The sequence below is a fragment of the Enterobacter sichuanensis genome, assembly GCF_009036245.1.
In the GTDB taxonomy this organism is placed as follows: Bacteria; Pseudomonadota; Gammaproteobacteria; order Enterobacterales; family Enterobacteriaceae; genus Enterobacter; species Enterobacter sichuanensis.
On record NZ_CP027986.1, the window covers coordinates 664,439 to 680,608 of the forward strand.

Consider the following 16,170-nt stretch of genomic DNA (forward strand, 5'->3'; position numbering starts at 1 on the left):
TGAATGGAATGAATATGAATACCTTACGCATCGGCCTGGTGTCGATTTCTGACCGCGCCTCCAGCGGTGTATATCAGGATAAAGGCATCCCTGCGCTTGAAGAGTGGCTTGGCAACGCGCTGACCACGCCGTTTGAAATCCAGACCCGCCTGATCCCTGACGAACAGCCAATCATTGAGCAGACGCTTTGTGAGCTGGTGGATGAGATGAGCTGCCACCTCGTGCTGACCACCGGAGGAACCGGTCCTGCGCGTCGCGATGTGACGCCGGACGCGACGCTGGCCATCGCCGATCGTGAAATGCCGGGCTTTGGCGAACAGATGCGGCAGATCAGTCTACACTTTGTCCCGACGGCCATTCTCTCCCGTCAGGTGGGCGTAATCCGCAAACAGGCGTTGATTCTGAACCTGCCTGGCCAGCCGAAGTCGATCAAAGAGACGCTGGAAGGGCTGAAATCGGACGACGGTAACGTCATCGTGCAGGGCATTTTCGCCAGTGTACCGTATTGTATACAGCTGCTTGACGGTCCTTATGTGGAAACCGATGAGAAAGTGGTAGCAGCATTTCGTCCTAAAAGCGCGCGTCGCGAAACAATCTCCTGAAAATAATGATTATGTGACATTAGCTGAAGCGGCGATGGCGTGGTAAAGGTTTTACGGTATAGTAATTTTTTCTTTACGTTTGCTGTAAAAATAAATCCACAACTATGCTAAAGGGTTCGCTATGTCACATAACACCCGACCTCTGAATCGACAGGACTATAAAACCCTTACGCTTGCGGCCTTAGGCGGCGCGCTGGAGTTTTACGATTTTATCATCTTCGTCTTCTTCGCCGCCGTGGTGGGAGAACTCTTCTTCCCGGCGGATATCCCCGAGTGGCTGCGTCAGGTACAAACCTTCGGCATTTTTGCCGCCGGGTATCTGGCGCGTCCGCTGGGCGGCATTATCATGGCTCACTTTGGCGATCTGGTTGGCCGTAAGAAGATGTTTACCCTCAGCATTCTGCTGATGGCGGTACCCACGCTGGCCATTGGTCTGTTGCCCACCTATGCCTCGATGGGCATACTCGCGCCATTGCTGCTGTTACTGATGCGCGTGCTGCAGGGGGCAGCCATTGGTGGTGAGGTTCCGGGAGCCTGGGTGTTTGTGGCGGAGCATGTTCCGGCGCGGCGGATAGGTATCGCCTGTGGAACCTTAACGGCGGGTCTGACCGTCGGGATCTTGCTGGGGTCGGTGGTCGCGACCATTGTAAACACCAGCATGACGCAGCAGGCCGTTCTCGACTGGGGCTGGCGTGTGCCGTTCCTGCTGGGTGGGGCGTTTGGTCTAGTGGCGATGTATCTGCGTCGCTGGCTGCAGGAAACGCCAATATTCCTCGAGATGCAGCAGCGTAAGGCGCTGGCGCAGGAGCTGCCGGTGAAAGCCGTCGTGGTACGCCATAAAAAAGCGGTGGTGGTGTCGATGCTGCTCACCTGGCTGCTTTCAGCAGGGATTGTGGTGGTGATATTAATGTCGCCGGTCTGGCTGCAGAAACAGTATGGTTTCGCGCCAGCCGTGACGTTACAGGCGAACAGTATCGCAACCATTATGCTCTGTTTTGGCTGTCTGGCCGCCGGGCTGGCGGCGGATCGTTTCGGTGCCAGCATCACCTTTATCGTCGGTAGCCTGTTACTGGCTGCCTCCAGCTGGGCGTTTTACCACCTTGCAGGCAGTCATCCTGAACAGCTGTTCCTGCTGTACGGCGTGGTCGGGCTGTGTGTGGGCGTTGTCGGCGCGGTGCCCTATGTGATGGTGCGTGCGTTCCCGCCAGAGGTTCGCTTCACCGGGATCTCATTCTCTTACAACGTGTCGTATGCCATTTTTGGCGGACTGACGCCGATTGCGGTTACCGTGCTGATGGGCGTGTCACCGATGGCGCCCGCCTGGTATGTGCTCGCACTTTCGGTGATGGGACTGATACTGGGGATGTGGCTTCGTCAGGCGTGGGGATGTCGTGCCCGCGAGGCGGGCACGACAGAAGGATCAGTGTTTTTCACCAATCGGTAGAACGGTGCGATCAAACTGTTCGTTCAGCACTTCACCCATTGCCAGGTAGATAGCGCTTGCGCCGCAAACCAGACCAATCCAGCCGGCAACGTGAACGATGCCTTCGTTATCCACCAGGTGGCCAATCGCCAGCAGGGCGAACAGCACGGTCAGGCTCAGGAAAACGAACTGCAGCATGCGGTTGCCTTTCAGAGTACCGAAGAACATGAACAGGGTAAAAACGCCCCACAGTCCCAGGTAGACGCCCAGGAAGTGGGCGTTTGCCGCCTCTGCCATACCCATTTTAGGCAGCAGCAGAATGGCGACCAGGGTCAGCCAGAACGAACCGTAAGAGGTGAAGGCGGTTAAGCCGAAGGTATTACCTTTCTTATATTCCAGCAGGCCCGCGAAGATTTGCGCGATACCGCCGTAAAAAATGCCCATCGCCAGGATGATGCCATCCATCGGGAACATCCCGATATTGTGCAGGTTCAGCAGAATAGTGGTCATGCCAAAACCCATCAGGCCCAGCGGAGCCGGATTAGCCAACTTAGTGTTGCCCATAAGTCCTCAAAAAAATCATCATTAAAATGGTGAAATGGTTAAACCCGCGTCAGTTCTCCCTGACGGGGCGCGGCATCATAATGGGCGCAATCGATGGCGTCTATGATCTCATCAGGGTGAAATTAAAATTTTTTTTATCATTCCCCCTTGATGGATGTCGCAGCGACCCCATCTTGTAGTCAACCGCAGTGTGTGGACCTGAAAAAAATCAAATCTGGGCAGTTGAAAAAGCACGATCTGCCCTTATTACAGGTACACAACCACATGTTGACTGAATTTTTAGTGGAGACGTTTAGATGGGTAAAATTATTGGTATCGACCTGGGTACGACCAACTCTTGTGTAGCGATTATGGATGGCACTACTGCACGTGTGCTGGAGAACGCCGAGGGCGATCGCACCACGCCTTCTATCATTGCTTATACCCAGGATGGTGAAACTCTGGTTGGTCAGCCGGCTAAACGTCAGGCAGTGACAAACCCGCAAAACACCCTGTTTGCGATTAAACGCCTGATCGGCCGCCGCTTCCAGGACGAAGAAGTTCAGCGTGACGTTTCTATCATGCCTTACAAAATCATCGCGGCAGACAATGGCGATGCGTGGCTTGATGTGAAAGGCACCAAAACTGCACCACCGCAGATTTCTGCTGAAGTGCTGAAAAAAATGAAGAAAACGGCTGAAGATTACCTGGGTGAGCCGGTAACCGAAGCTGTTATCACCGTACCTGCTTACTTCAACGATGCTCAGCGTCAGGCAACCAAAGATGCTGGCCGTATCGCAGGTCTGGAAGTCAAACGTATCATCAACGAACCTACCGCGGCTGCACTGGCTTACGGTCTGGATAAAGAAGTCGGCAACCGTACTATCGCGGTTTACGACCTGGGTGGTGGTACCTTCGATATCTCTATTATCGAAATCGACGACGTTGACGGCGAAAAAACCTTCGAAGTTCTGGCAACCAACGGTGATACTCACCTGGGTGGTGAAGACTTCGATACCCGTCTGATCAACTACCTCGTTGACGAGTTTAAGAAAGATCAGGGCATTGACCTGCGTAATGACCCGCTGGCTATGCAGCGCCTGAAAGAAGCCGCTGAGAAAGCGAAGATCGAACTGTCTTCCGCTCAGCAGACCGACGTGAACCTGCCGTACATCACTGCAGACGCGACCGGTCCTAAACACATGAACATCAAAGTGACCCGTGCGAAACTGGAAAGCCTGGTAGAAGACCTGGTGAACCGTTCTATCGAGCCGCTGAAAGTAGCGCTGCAGGACGCTGGCCTGTCCGTGTCTGACATCAACGACGTTATCCTCGTTGGCGGCCAGACCCGTATGCCAATGGTTCAGAAGAAAGTGGCGGAGTTCTTTGGTAAAGAGCCACGTAAAGACGTTAACCCGGACGAAGCGGTTGCTATCGGTGCTGCGGTTCAGGGTGGCGTACTGACCGGTGAAGTGAAAGATGTACTGCTGCTGGACGTTACCCCGCTGTCTCTGGGTATCGAAACCATGGGCGGTGTGATGACTGCGCTCATCAACAAAAACACCACTATCCCAACCAAGCACAGCCAGGTATTCTCTACCGCCGAAGACAACCAGTCTGCGGTAACCATCCATGTGCTGCAGGGTGAACGTAAGCGCGCATCTGATAACAAGTCTCTGGGTCAGTTCAACCTGGACGGTATCAACCCGGCGCCGCGCGGTATGCCTCAGATCGAAGTCACCTTCGACATCGATGCTGACGGTATTCTGCACGTGTCTGCGAAAGACAAAAACAGCGGTAAAGAGCAGAAGATCACCATCAAGGCCTCTTCCGGTCTGAACGAGGAAGAGATCCAGAAAATGGTTCGTGAAGCGGAAGCTAACGCGGAATCTGACCGTAAGTTCGAAGAGCTGGTTCAGACCCGTAACCAGGGCGACCATCTGCTGCACAGCACCCGTAAGCAGGTTGAAGAAGCAGGCGATAAACTGCCAGCGGAAGACAAAACGGCTATCGACGCTGCACTGAGTGCGCTGGAATCCTCACTGAAAGGTGAAGATAAAGCGGACATCGAAGCGAAGATGCAGGAACTGGCTCAGGCTTCTCAGAAGCTGATGGAAATCGCTCAGCAGCAGCACGCGCAACAGCAGGCAGGTGCTGACGCTTCGGCGAACAACGCGAAAGACGACGACGTTGTCGACGCTGAGTTCGAAGAAGTTAAAGATAAAAAATAATCGCCCTGATGCAGGGTAATTAATCGGCACGGGCGTAGGAGAATTCTCCACGCCCGTGCTCGCATGTTAAGGGGCTTAAAAAAACCAATGGCAAAGCAAGACTATTACGAGATTTTAGGCGTTCCGAAAACTGCGGAAGAGCGTGAAATCAAAAAGGCGTATAAGCGCCTGGCCATGAAATTCCACCCGGACCGTAACCAGGGTGACAAAGAGGCTGAAGCCAAATTTAAAGAGATCAAAGAAGCCTACGAAGTCCTGACCGATGCACAAAAACGTGCAGCCTATGACCAGTACGGTCACGCAGCCTTTGAACAGGGCGGCATGGGCGGCGGTGGATTCGGCGGTGGCGGCTTTGGCGGCGGCGCTGACTTCAGCGACATCTTTGGCGATGTGTTTGGCGACATCTTCGGTGGTGGTCGTGGACGTCAGCGCGCGGCGCGTGGCGCGGACCTGCGCTACAACATGGAGCTGACGCTGGAAGAGGCCGTTCGCGGTGTCACCAAAGAGATCCGTATTCCAACGCTGGAAGAGTGTGACGTGTGCCACGGCAGCGGCGCGAAAGCGGGCACTCAGCCGCAGACCTGTCCAACCTGTCACGGTTCTGGCCAGGTACAGATGCGTCAGGGGTTCTTCGCGGTGCAGCAGGCCTGTCCGCACTGCCATGGTCGCGGTACGCTGATCAAAGATCCCTGCACCAAATGCCATGGTCACGGTCGCGTTGAGAAAACCAAAACCCTGTCCGTTAAAATCCCGGCTGGGGTCGATACGGGCGACCGCATCCGTCTGGCTGGCGAAGGCGAAGCCGGCGAACACGGCGCACCGGCGGGCGATCTGTACGTTCAGGTGCAGGTCAAGCAGCACGCTATCTTCGAGCGCGAAGGCAATAACCTGTACTGTGAAGTGCCGATCAACTTCGCGATGGCAGCCCTCGGTGGCGAAATTGAAGTCCCGACGCTGGATGGCCGCGTGAACCTGAAAATTCCTGGCGAAACCCAGACCGGTAAGCTGTTCCGCATGCGCGGTAAAGGCGTTAAATCCGTTCGCGGGGGCGCACAGGGCGACCTGCTGTGCCGCGTCGTTGTGGAAACACCGGTTGGCCTGAACGATAAGCAGAAACAGCTGCTGAAAGAGTTGCAGGAGAGCTTTGGTGGCCCGACGGGTGAGAAAAACAGCCCACGCTCCAAAAGCTTCTTCGATGGCGTCAAAAAATTCTTCGATGATTTGACCCGCTAATCTGTTTGTCGCAGGTATTCGCAAAAGCCCGGAAGAGATTCCGGGCTTTTTTGTTTATCGGTATTGTTCGGTTAAACTGAATCAATACTCAATATTAATCTGTTTTTGCCGAGCTATAAGGCTTGGTATTATGGTTTTATCGAGGTATTGCTGTATAAGAGAGAATTATAGTGAAATTATTACACCGTTTTTTTAGTAGCGAAGCATCCGGGGGCGTGATCCTGATTTTGGCTGCCGCCGCCGCGATGGTGCTGGCAAACGTCGGATTTACCCGCGATCTGTATCATGCTTTTCTGGAAACGCCCGTCGAGCTGAAGGTTGGGGCGCTGGAAATCCACAAGAACATGCTGCTGTGGATCAACGATGCGCTCATGGCGGTGTTCTTCCTGCTTGTCGGGCTTGAGGTTAAGCGGGAGCTGGTACTGGGTTCGCTTGCCAGTCGCCAGCGAGCGGCGTTCCCGGTCATTGCCGCGCTCGGTGGGATGGTGGTTCCTGCGCTGCTCTTCCTCGCGTTTACCTGGCAGGATCCGGTTGCACGTCACGGCTGGGCGATCCCGGCGGCAACGGATATCGCCTTTGCACTCGGGGTGCTGGCCTTGCTGGGAAGCCGCGTTCCGGTTGCCCTGAAAATCTTCCTGATGGCGCTGGCGATCATCGACGACCTGGGCGCAATTGTGATTATCGCGCTGTTTTACACAAGCGATCTGTCGATCCTCTCTTTGAGCGTGGCTGCAGGGGCGATTGCGGTTCTGGCGCTGCTGAACATCCTGAATGTTCGTCGCATCGGTATCTATATCCTCGTGGGGATGGTGCTGTGGACTGCGGTGCTGAAATCGGGCGTGCATGCCACGCTGGCAGGAGTGATCGTCGGCTTCTTCGTGCCGCTTAAACCGCAGGAGGGCAAATCACCTGCGAAGCAGCTGGAGCATGTGCTGCACCCCTGGGTCGCCTTTATGATCCTGCCTCTGTTTGCATTTGCTAACGCGGGTGTTTCCCTTGGCGGCGTGACGCTGGACGGGCTGACCTCCGTGCTGCCGCTGGGTATCATCGCCGGGTTGTTTATCGGCAAGCCGCTGGGCATTAGCCTGTTCTGCTGGCTGGCGACGAAGCTTAAGCTGGCGTCATTGCCGCACGGCACCACGTTTACGCAGATCATGGCCGTCGGCGTGCTGTGCGGGATAGGCTTTACGATGTCGATCTTTATCTCGACGCTGGCGTTTGGTGCGCATGCACCTGAGCTTATCGTCTGGGCGAAACTCGGCATTCTCATCGGGTCATTACTGGCCGCGGTGATCGGTTACACCTTGTTGAAGGTGAAGTTGTCCGGGCAGGCCGTCCAGGCATAACGGAAAACCGGGAGGAGGGTGACCTTCTCCCGACAGGCACTCAGGGAGAGAAGACGCGATGTCTCATTTGAATTACAACCATCTTTACTACTTCTGGCATGTCTACAAACAGGGCTCGGTGGTCGGGGCGGCAGAGGCGCTTTACCTGACGCCGCAAACCATCACCGGGCAGATCAAGGCGCTGGAAGAACGTCTGCAGGGCAAGCTGTTCAAGCGTAAGGGACGCGGAATTGAACCCAGCGAGCTGGGTGAGCTGGTTTTCCGCTACGCGGATAAAATGTTCACCCTGAGCCAGGAAATGCTGGATATCGTCAACTACCGCAAAGAGTCGAACCTGCTCTTTGATGTTGGCGTGGCGGACGCGCTGTCAAAACGACTGGTGAGCGGCGTGCTGGATGCGGCTGTGGTCGAAGATGAGCAAATCCATCTGCGCTGTTTTGAATCCACCCACGAGATGCTGCTGGAACAGCTGAGCCAGCACAAGCTGGACATGATCATCTCGGATTGTCCGATCGACTCCACGCAGCAGGAAGGGCTGTTTTCGGTGAAGATTGGTGAATGCGGCGTAAGCTTCTGGTGTATTAACCCGCCGCCGGAAAAACCCTTCCCGGCCTGCCTGGAAGAGCGTCGCTTGCTGGTGCCAGGAAGACGTTCCATGCTGGGACGTAAGCTGCTGAACTGGTTTAATTCTCAGGGGCTGAATGTCGAAATCCTCGGTGAGTTCGACGATGCGGCGCTGATGAAAGCCTTTGGCGAAGCGCACAATGCGATCTTCGTTGCACCGACACTCTACGCGCACGATCTCTATTCAGATAGCAAGATTACGGAGATTGGTCGGGTCGATAACGTAATGGAAGAGTATCACGCGATTTTTGCCGAAAGGATGATTCAGCACCCGGCGGTGCAGCGTATCTGTAACCGCGACTACTCGGCGCTGTTTACGCCACCGGCAATCTGAAGGCATAAAAAAACCCGCGTTAAGCGGGTTCTTTAAACAAGCAACAACAAGCGGCAATTAAGCCAGTTTGTTGATCTGCGCGGTCAGGTTTGCTTTATGACGCGCTGCTTTGTTTTTGTGGATCAGACCTTTAGCAGCCTGACGATCCACGATTGGTTGCATTTCGTTAAATGCGTTCTGCGCTGCAGCTTTGTCGCCAGCTTCGATTGCTGCGTATACTTTCTTGATGAAAGTACGCATCATAGAGCGACGGCTTGCGTTGTGCTTACGAGCCTTTTCAGACTGAACGGCACGTTTCTTAGCTGATTTGATATTAGCCAAGTCCAACTCCCAAATATGATCTATGTGGACAATTCAAAGGCCGAGGAATATGCCCTCTTTGCCTTCTTTTGTCAATGGATTTGTGCAAATAAGCGCCGTTAATTAGCGACGCTACGTTACGTAGTGATGGCGCAGGATTCTACCAGCTTGTCTTCCCTGAATACAGCCTTTCGGCATAAAAATCGCAGTTCAGGAGCAGATTTTTTCGCTGTGAAAGGTCAGCCTGATGAAATCATTACGGCTTTCTGTTTTGCGCGAACAATCGCCGGTTAACCTTGACCGCTGTACAAGGTATACTTTGGCGATTTTCACTGTTTTGAGCCAGACATGAAGCTGATACGCGGCATACATAATCTCAGCAGAGCACCGCACGGGTGCGTGCTGACCATTGGTAATTTCGACGGCGTGCATCGTGGTCATCAGGCGCTGTTGCAGGGATTGCGTAAAGAAGGGGAGGCCCGTGGCCTGCCCGTAGTAGTGATGATTTTCGAACCACAGCCGCTGGAGCTGTTTGCGGGCGATAAATCTCCCGCCCGTCTCACTCGCCTGCGCGAAAAGTTGCGCTATCTGGCCGAGTCCGGCGTGGACTACGTTTTGTGCGTACGTTTCGATCGTCGCTTTGCCGCGCTGACAGCACAAAATTTCGTCAGCGACCTGCTGGTTGAACGTCTTGGCGTGCAGTTTCTGGCCGTGGGGGATGATTTCCGCTTTGGCGCTGGTCGTCAGGGCGATTTCTTGCTATTACAGAAGGCTGGTCTGGAGTACGGTTTTGACGTCACCAGTGCGATGACCTTCTGTGAAGGCGGCGTTCGCGTCAGCAGCACGGCGGTACGTCAGGCGCTGGCCGATGATGAACTGGGGACGGCAGAAACCCTGCTTGGGCATCCGTTCACTATTTCCGGTCGCGTCGTCCATGGCGATGCTCTCGGCCGCACCATTGGTTTCCCGACGGCGAATATACCGCTACGCCGTCAGGTTTCCCCGGTCAAAGGGGTCTATGCGGTGGAAGTGGCAGGACTGGGCGATAAGCCGTTTTACGGTGTCGCCAACATTGGCACGCGTCCGACCGTCGCCGGTGTGCGTCAACAGCTAGAAGTGCACCTGCTGGACGTTGTAATGGACCTTTATGGTCGCCATATAGATGTGATACTGCGTAAAAAAATACGCAACGAGCAGCGATTTGGTTCGCTGGATGAACTCAAAGCGCAAATTGCGCGAGATGAATTGACGGCCCGCGAGTTTTTTGGGCTTTAGAACCGGCTTAACTGCCTACGTGATAAATACGGAACCGAGAATCTGATGAGTGACTATAAATCAACCCTGAATTTGCCGGAAACAGGGTTCCCGATGCGCGGCGATCTCGCCAAGCGTGAACCGGGAATGCTGGCGCGTTGGACTGATGATGACCTGTACGGCATCATTCGTGCAGCCAAAAAAGGCAAAAAAACCTTCATTCTGCATGATGGCCCTCCCTATGCGAATGGCAGCATTCATATTGGTCACTCGGTTAACAAGATTCTGAAAGACATTATCGTGAAGTCGAAAGGCCTCGCGGGATATGACTCGCCATACGTTCCGGGCTGGGACTGCCACGGTCTGCCAATCGAACTGAAAGTGGAGCAGGAATTCGGTAAGCCAGGTGAGAAATTCACCGCCGCTGAGTTCCGTGCAAAATGCCGCGAATACGCCGCTACGCAGGTTGAAGGTCAGCGCACGGATTTCATCCGTCTGGGCGTGCTGGGCGACTGGTCGCACCCCTACCTGACCATGGACTTCAAAACCGAAGCCAACATCATCCGTGCGCTGGGCAAAATCATCGGTAATGGCCACCTGCACAAAGGCGCTAAGCCTGTACACTGGTGTGTGGATTGCCGTTCTGCGCTGGCAGAAGCGGAAGTGGAGTATTACGACAAAACCTCTCCGTCTATCGACGTGGCGTTCCACGCCGTTGATCAGGATGCGGTGAAAGCCAAATTTGGCGTCTCCTCCGTTAATGGCCCGATCTCACTGGTGATCTGGACCACTACCCCGTGGACCCTGCCAGCAAACCGTGCGATCTCCCTGTCCGGTGAGTTTGACTACGCGCTGGTGCAGGTTGACGGTCAGGCGGTTATCCTGGCAAAAGATCTGGTCGAGAGCGTGCTGAAACGCGCGAATATCACCGACTACACCGTGCTGGGCACCGTGAAAGGCGACGCGCTTGAGCTGATGCGTTTTAAACACCCGTTCCTGGACTTTGATGTGCCAGCGATCCTGGGCGACCACGTCACGCTGGAAGCCGGTACCGGTGCGGTCCATACCGCCGGTGGCCACGGTCCTGACGACTACAACATCAGCCTGAAATACGGTCTGGAAATCGCTAACCCGGTGGGCCCGGATGGTTCTTACCTGCCTGGCACTTACCCGGCGCTGGACGGTATCAACGTCTTTAAAGCTAACGACATTATCGTTGATATGCTGCGCACCAGCGGCGCGCTGCTGCACGTTGAGAAAATGCAGCACAGCTATCCGTGCTGCTGGCGTCACAAGACGCCGATCATCTTCCGTGCGACCCCACAATGGTTCATCAGCATGGATCAGAAAGGCCTGCGCGCGCAGTCTCTGAAAGAGATCAAAGGCGTGCAGTGGATCCCAGACTGGGGCCAGGCGCGTATCGAATCCATGGTTGCTAACCGCCCTGACTGGTGTATCTCCCGTCAGCGTACCTGGGGCGTGCCGATGTCGCTGTTCGTGCATAAAGAGACGCAGGAACTGCATCCGAACACCCTGGAACTGATGGAAGAAGTGGCGAAGCGCGTCGAAGTTGACGGCATTCAGGCATGGTGGGACCTCGACGCCCGCGACATCCTGGGCGCTGACGCCGACAACTACGAGAAAGTGCCGGATACCCTGGATGTATGGTTCGACTCCGGATCCACTCACTCTTCCGTGGTTGACGTGCGTCCTGAGTTTGCCGGTCACGCCGCCGATATGTATCTGGAAGGTTCTGACCAACACCGTGGCTGGTTCATGTCATCCCTGATGATCTCCACCGCCATGAAAGGAAAAGCGCCTTACCGTCAGGTACTCACCCACGGCTTCACCGTGGATGGTCAGGGCCGTAAGATGTCCAAATCTATCGGCAACACCGTGTCTCCGCAGGATGTGATGAACAAGCTGGGCGCAGACATTCTGCGTCTGTGGGTGGCTTCCACCGACTACACCGGCGAAATGGCGGTGTCTGACGAGATCCTGAAACGTGCCGCAGACAGCTATCGTCGTATCCGTAACACCGCGCGCTTCCTGCTGGCGAACCTGAACGGGTTTGATCCGGCTAAAGACATGGTGAAACCGGAAGAGATGGTGGTGCTGGACCGCTGGGCGGTAGGCTGCGCGAAAGCGGCGCAGGACGATATCCTGAAAGCCTATGAATCTTACGACTTCCATGAAGTGGTGCAGCGTCTGATGCGCTTCTGCTCCATCGAGATGGGTTCGTTCTACCTCGACATCATCAAAGACCGTCAGTACACCGCGAAAGCGGACAGCGTGGCGCGTCGTAGCTGCCAGACCGCGTTGTTCCACATCGCAGAAGCGCTGGTGCGCTGGATGGCGCCGATCATGTCCTTCACCGCGGATGAAATCTGGGGTTATCTGCCAGGCGACCGTGAGAAGTATGTCTTCACCGGCGAGTGGTACGAAGGTCTGTTCGACCTCTCCAGCACCGAAGCGATGAACGATGCCTTCTGGGACGATCTGCTGAAAGTGCGTGGTGAAGTGAACAAGGTGATTGAGCAGGCGCGTGCTGACAAGAAAGTCGGTGGCTCTCTGGAAGCGGCAGTGACCCTGTACGCCGAACCTGAGCTGGCGGCGAAACTGACGGCGCTGGGCGATGAATTGCGATTTGTCCTGTTGACCTCAGGCGCGCAAGTTGCGGATTATGCCGAAGCTACTGCTGATGCTCAGCAGAGCGAACTGCTCAAGGGACTGAAAGTCGCGCTGAGCAAAGCCGACGGTGAGAAATGCCCGCGTTGCTGGCATTACACTACCGATGTTGGCCAGGTGGCGGAACACGCAGACATCTGCGGACGCTGTGTAAGCAACGTCGCCGGTGACGGCGAAAAACGTAAGTTTGCCTGATGAGTAAAACTCTCTGTTCAACAGGACTGCGCTGGCTGTGGCTGGTTGTGGTGGTGCTGATTATTGATCTGGGCAGCAAATTCCTGATCCTCCAGAATTTTGCTCTGGGGGATACGGTTTCGCTGTTCCCGTCGCTTAACCTGCACTACGCACGTAACTATGGTGCGGCGTTTAGTTTCCTTGCTGACAGCGGTGGCTGGCAGCGCTGGTTCTTTGCAGGTATTGCAATCGGTATCTGTGTGGTGCTAACGCTGCTGATGTACCGTTCGAAAGCGACGCAAAAGCTGAACAACATCGCCTACGCGCTGATTATTGGCGGCGCGTTAGGTAACCTGTTTGACCGCCTGTGGCACGGCTTTGTGGTCGATATGATCGACTTCTACGTCGGCGACTGGCACTTCGCGACCTTTAACCTCGCCGACAGCGCAATTTGTATCGGTGCGGCGTTAATCGTGCTGGAAGGTTTCTTACCGAAACCGACCGCGAAAGAGCAGGCGTAACAAAACCAGCCGGGTGACGCGTAGCGATCCCGGCCTACCGAATATGCCGACACTTGTAGGCCGGGTAAGCGAAGCGCCACCCGGCACACAGGTGAGACAACATAAAGAGCAATGTGCATGTCTAAATCCGTACAGAGCAACAGCGCGGTTCTCGTTCACTTCACGCTGAAACTGGATGACGGCTCCACGGCTGAATCCACCCGCAATAATGGCAAACCGGCCCTGTTTCGTCTTGGCGATACCTCCCTGTCTGAAGGACTTGAACAGCAGCTTCTGGGCCTTAAAGAGGGGGAGAAAAAAGCCTTTTCGCTTGAGCCGGATGCGGCGTTTGGCGTGCCAAGCCCGGATCTGATCCAGTACTTCTCCCGTCGTGAGTTTATGGACGCGGGGGAACCTGAAATCGGGGCGATTATGCTCTTTACCGCTATGGACGGCAGCGAAATGCCTGGCGTGATCCGCGAAATCAACGGCGACTCTGTTACCGTTGATTTCAACCATCCGCTTGCCGGGCGCACTGTCCATTTTGATATTGAAGTGCTGGAGATTGATCCGGTACTGGAGGCCTGAAATGCAGATCCTGTTGGCTAACCCGCGCGGCTTCTGCGCCGGTGTAGACCGCGCTATCAGCATTGTTGAAAACGCGCTGGAGATTTACGGCGCGCCGATTTACGTGCGTCACGAAGTGGTGCACAACCGCTACGTGGTCGATAGTCTGCGCGAGCGCGGTGCTATATTTATCGAGCAGATCAGCGAAGTGCCGGACGGTGCCATCCTGATTTTCTCTGCGCATGGTGTCTCTCAGGCGGTACGTAACGAAGCGAAAAGCCGCGATTTGACGGTGTTTGACGCCACCTGTCCGTTGGTTACGAAAGTGCATATGGAAGTGGCACGTGCCAGCCGTCGTGGTGAAGAGTCGATTCTGATTGGCCATGCGGGTCACCCGGAAGTCGAAGGCACCATGGGCCAGTACAGTAACCCGGAAGGGGGCATGTATCTGGTTGAATCGCCAGAAGATGTGCTTACGCTGAACGTGAAAAATGAAGCCCGTCTGTCGTTCATGACCCAGACAACACTCTCTGTAGACGATACCTCTGACGTGATTGACGCCCTGCGCCAGCGTTTCCCGAAGATCGTCGGTCCGCGTAAGGATGACATCTGCTACGCGACCACGAACCGTCAGGAAGCGGTGCGTGCCCTGGCTGAACAGGCGGATGTGGTGCTGGTGGTCGGCTCGAAAAACTCCTCTAACTCCAACCGCCTGGCCGAACTGGCGCAACGGATGGGGAAAACGGCTTTCCTGATTGATGACGCGACGGATATTCAGGAAGCGTGGGTTAAAAACGCGACCTGTGTCGGCGTGACGGCCGGCGCATCTGCGCCGGATATTCTGGTACAGAACGTCATTGCCCGTCTGCAGGAGCTGGGCGGTGGCGAAGCGGTGCCGCTGGAAGGACGTGAAGAGAACATTGTTTTTGAAGTCCCGAAAGAACTGAGAATCGATGCCCGGGAAGTCGAATAATCCCTTTTCTGATGAAAGGCCAGCACCTCCTGTGCTGGCCTTTTTTTTACCCGTTACTTTATCGTGACGACAAAATCATGTCTTTTACTGATATTTAAGTCGGTTTCACGTTAAATTCTAATTATTGGTGTTTTCAGTTGGCAGTGCTCAGAAAGGCTGGTTAATCTGAAAACGGTTTACATCATTTTAACGTAAGAGAATAACTATGCATGATGCACAGATCCGTGTCGCCATTGCGGGCGCGGGTGGACGTATGGGTCGTCAGTTGATTCAGGCGGCACTTCAGATGGAGGGTGTCGCCCTTGGCGCAGCGCTGGAGCGTGACGGTTCATCGCTTCTGGGGACCGATGCTGGCGAGCTGGCGGGCGCGGGCAGGACGGGCGTCACCGTACAGAGCAGTCTGGATGCGGTAAAAGAGGACTTCGATGTCTTTATCGATTTTACCCGCCCGGAAGGGACGCTCACGCATCTGGCGTTTTGCCGTCAGCACGGCAAAGGGATGGTGATCGGCACCACCGGTTTTGACGATGCGGGTAAGCAGGCTATCCAGGATGCATCAAAAGAGATTGCGATTGTCTTCGCCGCAAACTTTAGCGTGGGCGTTAATGTCATGCTTAAGCTGCTGGAGAAGGCTGCGAAAGTCATGGGTGACTACACCGACATTGAGATCGTTGAAGCTCACCACCGCTACAAAGTGGATGCGCCATCAGGCACGGCGCTGGCGATGGGTGAAGCGATTGCCCATGCACTCGATAAAGATTTAAAAGACTGCGCGGTCTATACCCGCGAAGGTCACACCGGTGAACGCGTGCCTGGCACGATTGGCTTCGCCACGGTCCGTGCGGGTGACATCGTCGGCGAACACACCGCGATGTTCGCCGATATTGGCGAACGTGTAGAAATCACGCATAAAGCTTCCAGCCGAATGACGTTCGCCAATGGTGCCGTACGCTCCGCTTTGTGGCTAAAAAACAAAGAGAAGGGACTTTTTGATATGAGAGATGTCCTGGATCTCAATAATTTGTAAATGTTATTACCCATCGTGATGTGGTTATTGCAGTCGTAATTCATTGATTGCATAGGGCAATATTTTATTGCCCTTTTATTTTTGCCTGTACATTACGTTTTCTTCCTTAAGGCTCTAAAAATCTGTCTATTCTTCTGATTTTTCGTTACTAAAATGTAAATTTTGACCATTTGGTCCACTTTATCATGTTCCATCTCGCGGTTTTTTATTAAACCAGCCGCGCAAGCGTTTTCTGCAGTGATTTACCTGATCTTTTTGTCGCTTAAGCTGCATTCCGCCTTTCAGGCCTGCAAAAGAGTAAACAAAATATCCGTTTTAAGTTGACTTTTACCGACCAAATCTCCAGAATGC

Annotated in this window: 14 protein-coding genes; 12 read left to right on the forward strand and 2 right to left on the reverse strand. The window is 54.6% G+C overall.

Going from position 1 to position 16,170, the window contains the following annotated elements; all coding sequences use genetic code 11:
• Positions 1 to 14 precede the first annotated feature (14 nt).
• On the forward strand, positions 15 to 602 hold the full coding sequence (gene mog / locus C1N69_RS03195) for a molybdopterin adenylyltransferase (protein WP_025758039.1): 588 nt from the start codon (positions 15 to 17) through the stop codon (positions 600 to 602).
• 121 nt (positions 603 to 723) lie between these two features.
• Entirely contained in the window at positions 724 to 2,046 is a 1,323-nt protein-coding gene (locus C1N69_RS03200; protein WP_104556410.1) for an MFS transporter, read from the forward strand.
• Here C1N69_RS03200 and satP read toward each other — a convergent pair.
• Entirely contained in the window at positions 2,023 to 2,589 is a 567-nt protein-coding gene (gene satP / locus C1N69_RS03205; protein WP_025758037.1) for an acetate uptake transporter, read from the reverse strand. The two genes, C1N69_RS03200 and satP, sit on opposite strands and share 24 nt — an antisense overlap.
• Positions 2,590 to 2,885: 296 nt before the next feature.
• Here satP and dnaK point away from each other — a divergent pair, with 296 nt between their 5' ends.
• The 4 genes from dnaK (at position 2,886) to nhaR (ending at position 8,336) form a co-directional block, all read left to right on the forward strand.
• Entirely contained in the window at positions 2,886 to 4,799 is a 1,914-nt protein-coding gene (dnaK, locus tag C1N69_RS03210) for a molecular chaperone DnaK (protein ID WP_045284820.1), read from the forward strand.
• An 87-nt stretch (positions 4,800 to 4,886) separates the two neighbouring features.
• Positions 4,887 to 6,032: a molecular chaperone DnaJ gene (gene dnaJ, locus C1N69_RS03215; protein ID WP_014830600.1), complete on the forward strand. Its 1,146-nt coding sequence runs from the start codon at positions 4,887 to 4,889 to the stop codon at positions 6,030 to 6,032.
• Positions 6,033 to 6,202: 170 nt separating this feature from the next.
• Complete coding sequence (gene nhaA / locus C1N69_RS03220; protein ID WP_047957725.1) at positions 6,203 to 7,378, forward strand: Na+/H+ antiporter NhaA; 1,176 nt, start codon at positions 6,203 to 6,205, stop codon at positions 7,376 to 7,378.
• 58 nt (positions 7,379 to 7,436) lie between these two features.
• Positions 7,437 to 8,336 (forward strand): transcriptional activator NhaR, encoded by a 900-nt coding sequence (gene nhaR / locus C1N69_RS03225; RefSeq protein ID WP_045284818.1) that lies wholly within the window; start codon positions 7,437 to 7,439, stop codon positions 8,334 to 8,336.
• A 57-nt stretch (positions 8,337 to 8,393) separates the two neighbouring features.
• Here nhaR and rpsT read toward each other — a convergent pair whose 3' ends face one another.
• Positions 8,394 to 8,657: a 30S ribosomal protein S20 gene (gene rpsT / locus C1N69_RS03230; protein WP_003856458.1), complete on the reverse strand. Its 264-nt coding sequence runs from the start codon at positions 8,655 to 8,657 to the stop codon at positions 8,394 to 8,396.
• 327 nt (positions 8,658 to 8,984) lie between these two features.
• Here rpsT and ribF point away from each other — a divergent pair, with 327 nt between their 5' ends.
• From ribF to dapB, 6 genes are all read left to right on the forward strand, one after another.
• Positions 8,985 to 9,911 carry a bifunctional riboflavin kinase/FAD synthetase gene (gene ribF, locus C1N69_RS03245; protein ID WP_025758033.1) on the forward strand — a complete coding sequence of 309 codons (927 nt, stop codon included), beginning with the start codon at positions 8,985 to 8,987 and terminating at the stop codon, positions 9,909 to 9,911.
• A gap of 45 nt (positions 9,912 to 9,956) precedes the next feature.
• Positions 9,957 to 12,773 (forward strand): isoleucine--tRNA ligase, encoded by a 2,817-nt coding sequence (gene ileS / locus C1N69_RS03250; protein WP_155030683.1) that lies wholly within the window; start codon positions 9,957 to 9,959, stop codon positions 12,771 to 12,773.
• Positions 12,773 to 13,273, forward strand: a complete 501-nt coding sequence (lspA, locus tag C1N69_RS03255; RefSeq protein WP_025758031.1) for a signal peptidase II — start codon at positions 12,773 to 12,775, stop codon at positions 13,271 to 13,273. Before ileS ends, lspA begins: the two co-directional genes overlap by 1 nt.
• A 117-nt stretch (positions 13,274 to 13,390) precedes the next feature.
• The gene (gene fkpB / locus C1N69_RS03260) at positions 13,391 to 13,840 is read left to right on the forward strand and encodes an FKBP-type peptidyl-prolyl cis-trans isomerase (protein WP_047957727.1); all 450 of its coding nucleotides are present in this window, start codon (positions 13,391 to 13,393) and stop codon (positions 13,838 to 13,840) included.
• A gap of 1 nt (position 13,841) precedes the next feature.
• Positions 13,842 to 14,792, forward strand: coding sequence for a 4-hydroxy-3-methylbut-2-enyl diphosphate reductase (ispH, locus tag C1N69_RS03265; RefSeq protein WP_025758030.1), 951 nt, complete (start codon positions 13,842 to 13,844; stop codon positions 14,790 to 14,792).
• 205 nt (positions 14,793 to 14,997) lie between these two features.
• The gene (gene dapB, locus C1N69_RS03270; RefSeq protein WP_094917895.1) at positions 14,998 to 15,819 is read left to right on the forward strand and encodes a 4-hydroxy-tetrahydrodipicolinate reductase; all 822 of its coding nucleotides are present in this window, start codon (positions 14,998 to 15,000) and stop codon (positions 15,817 to 15,819) included.
• Positions 15,820 to 16,170: the final 351 nt, after the last annotated feature.

Excerpts from the sequence above, each read along its gene's own strand:
- nhaR (WP_045284818.1), top strand. The coding sequence starts at position 7,437 with ATGTCTCATTTGAATTACAACCATCTTTACTACTTCTGGCATGTCTAC.
- dnaJ (WP_014830600.1), top strand. The coding sequence starts at position 4,887 with ATGGCAAAGCAAGACTATTACGAGATTTTAGGCGTTCCGAAAACTGCG.
- satP (WP_025758037.1), bottom strand. The coding sequence starts at position 2,589 with ATGGGCAACACTAAGTTGGCTAATCCGGCTCCGCTGGGCCTGATGGGT.
- ispH (WP_025758030.1), top strand. The coding sequence starts at position 13,842 with ATGCAGATCCTGTTGGCTAACCCGCGCGGCTTCTGCGCCGGTGTAGAC.
- dapB (WP_094917895.1), top strand. The coding sequence starts at position 14,998 with ATGCATGATGCACAGATCCGTGTCGCCATTGCGGGCGCGGGTGGACGT.
- dnaK (WP_045284820.1), top strand. The coding sequence starts at position 2,886 with ATGGGTAAAATTATTGGTATCGACCTGGGTACGACCAACTCTTGTGTA.
- C1N69_RS03200 (WP_104556410.1), top strand. The coding sequence starts at position 724 with ATGTCACATAACACCCGACCTCTGAATCGACAGGACTATAAAACCCTT.
- lspA (WP_025758031.1), top strand. The coding sequence starts at position 12,773 with ATGAGTAAAACTCTCTGTTCAACAGGACTGCGCTGGCTGTGGCTGGTT.
- ribF (WP_025758033.1), top strand. The coding sequence starts at position 8,985 with ATGAAGCTGATACGCGGCATACATAATCTCAGCAGAGCACCGCACGGG.
- mog (WP_025758039.1), top strand. The coding sequence starts at position 15 with ATGAATACCTTACGCATCGGCCTGGTGTCGATTTCTGACCGCGCCTCC.
- ileS (WP_155030683.1), top strand. The coding sequence starts at position 9,957 with ATGAGTGACTATAAATCAACCCTGAATTTGCCGGAAACAGGGTTCCCG.
- fkpB (WP_047957727.1), top strand. The coding sequence starts at position 13,391 with ATGTCTAAATCCGTACAGAGCAACAGCGCGGTTCTCGTTCACTTCACG.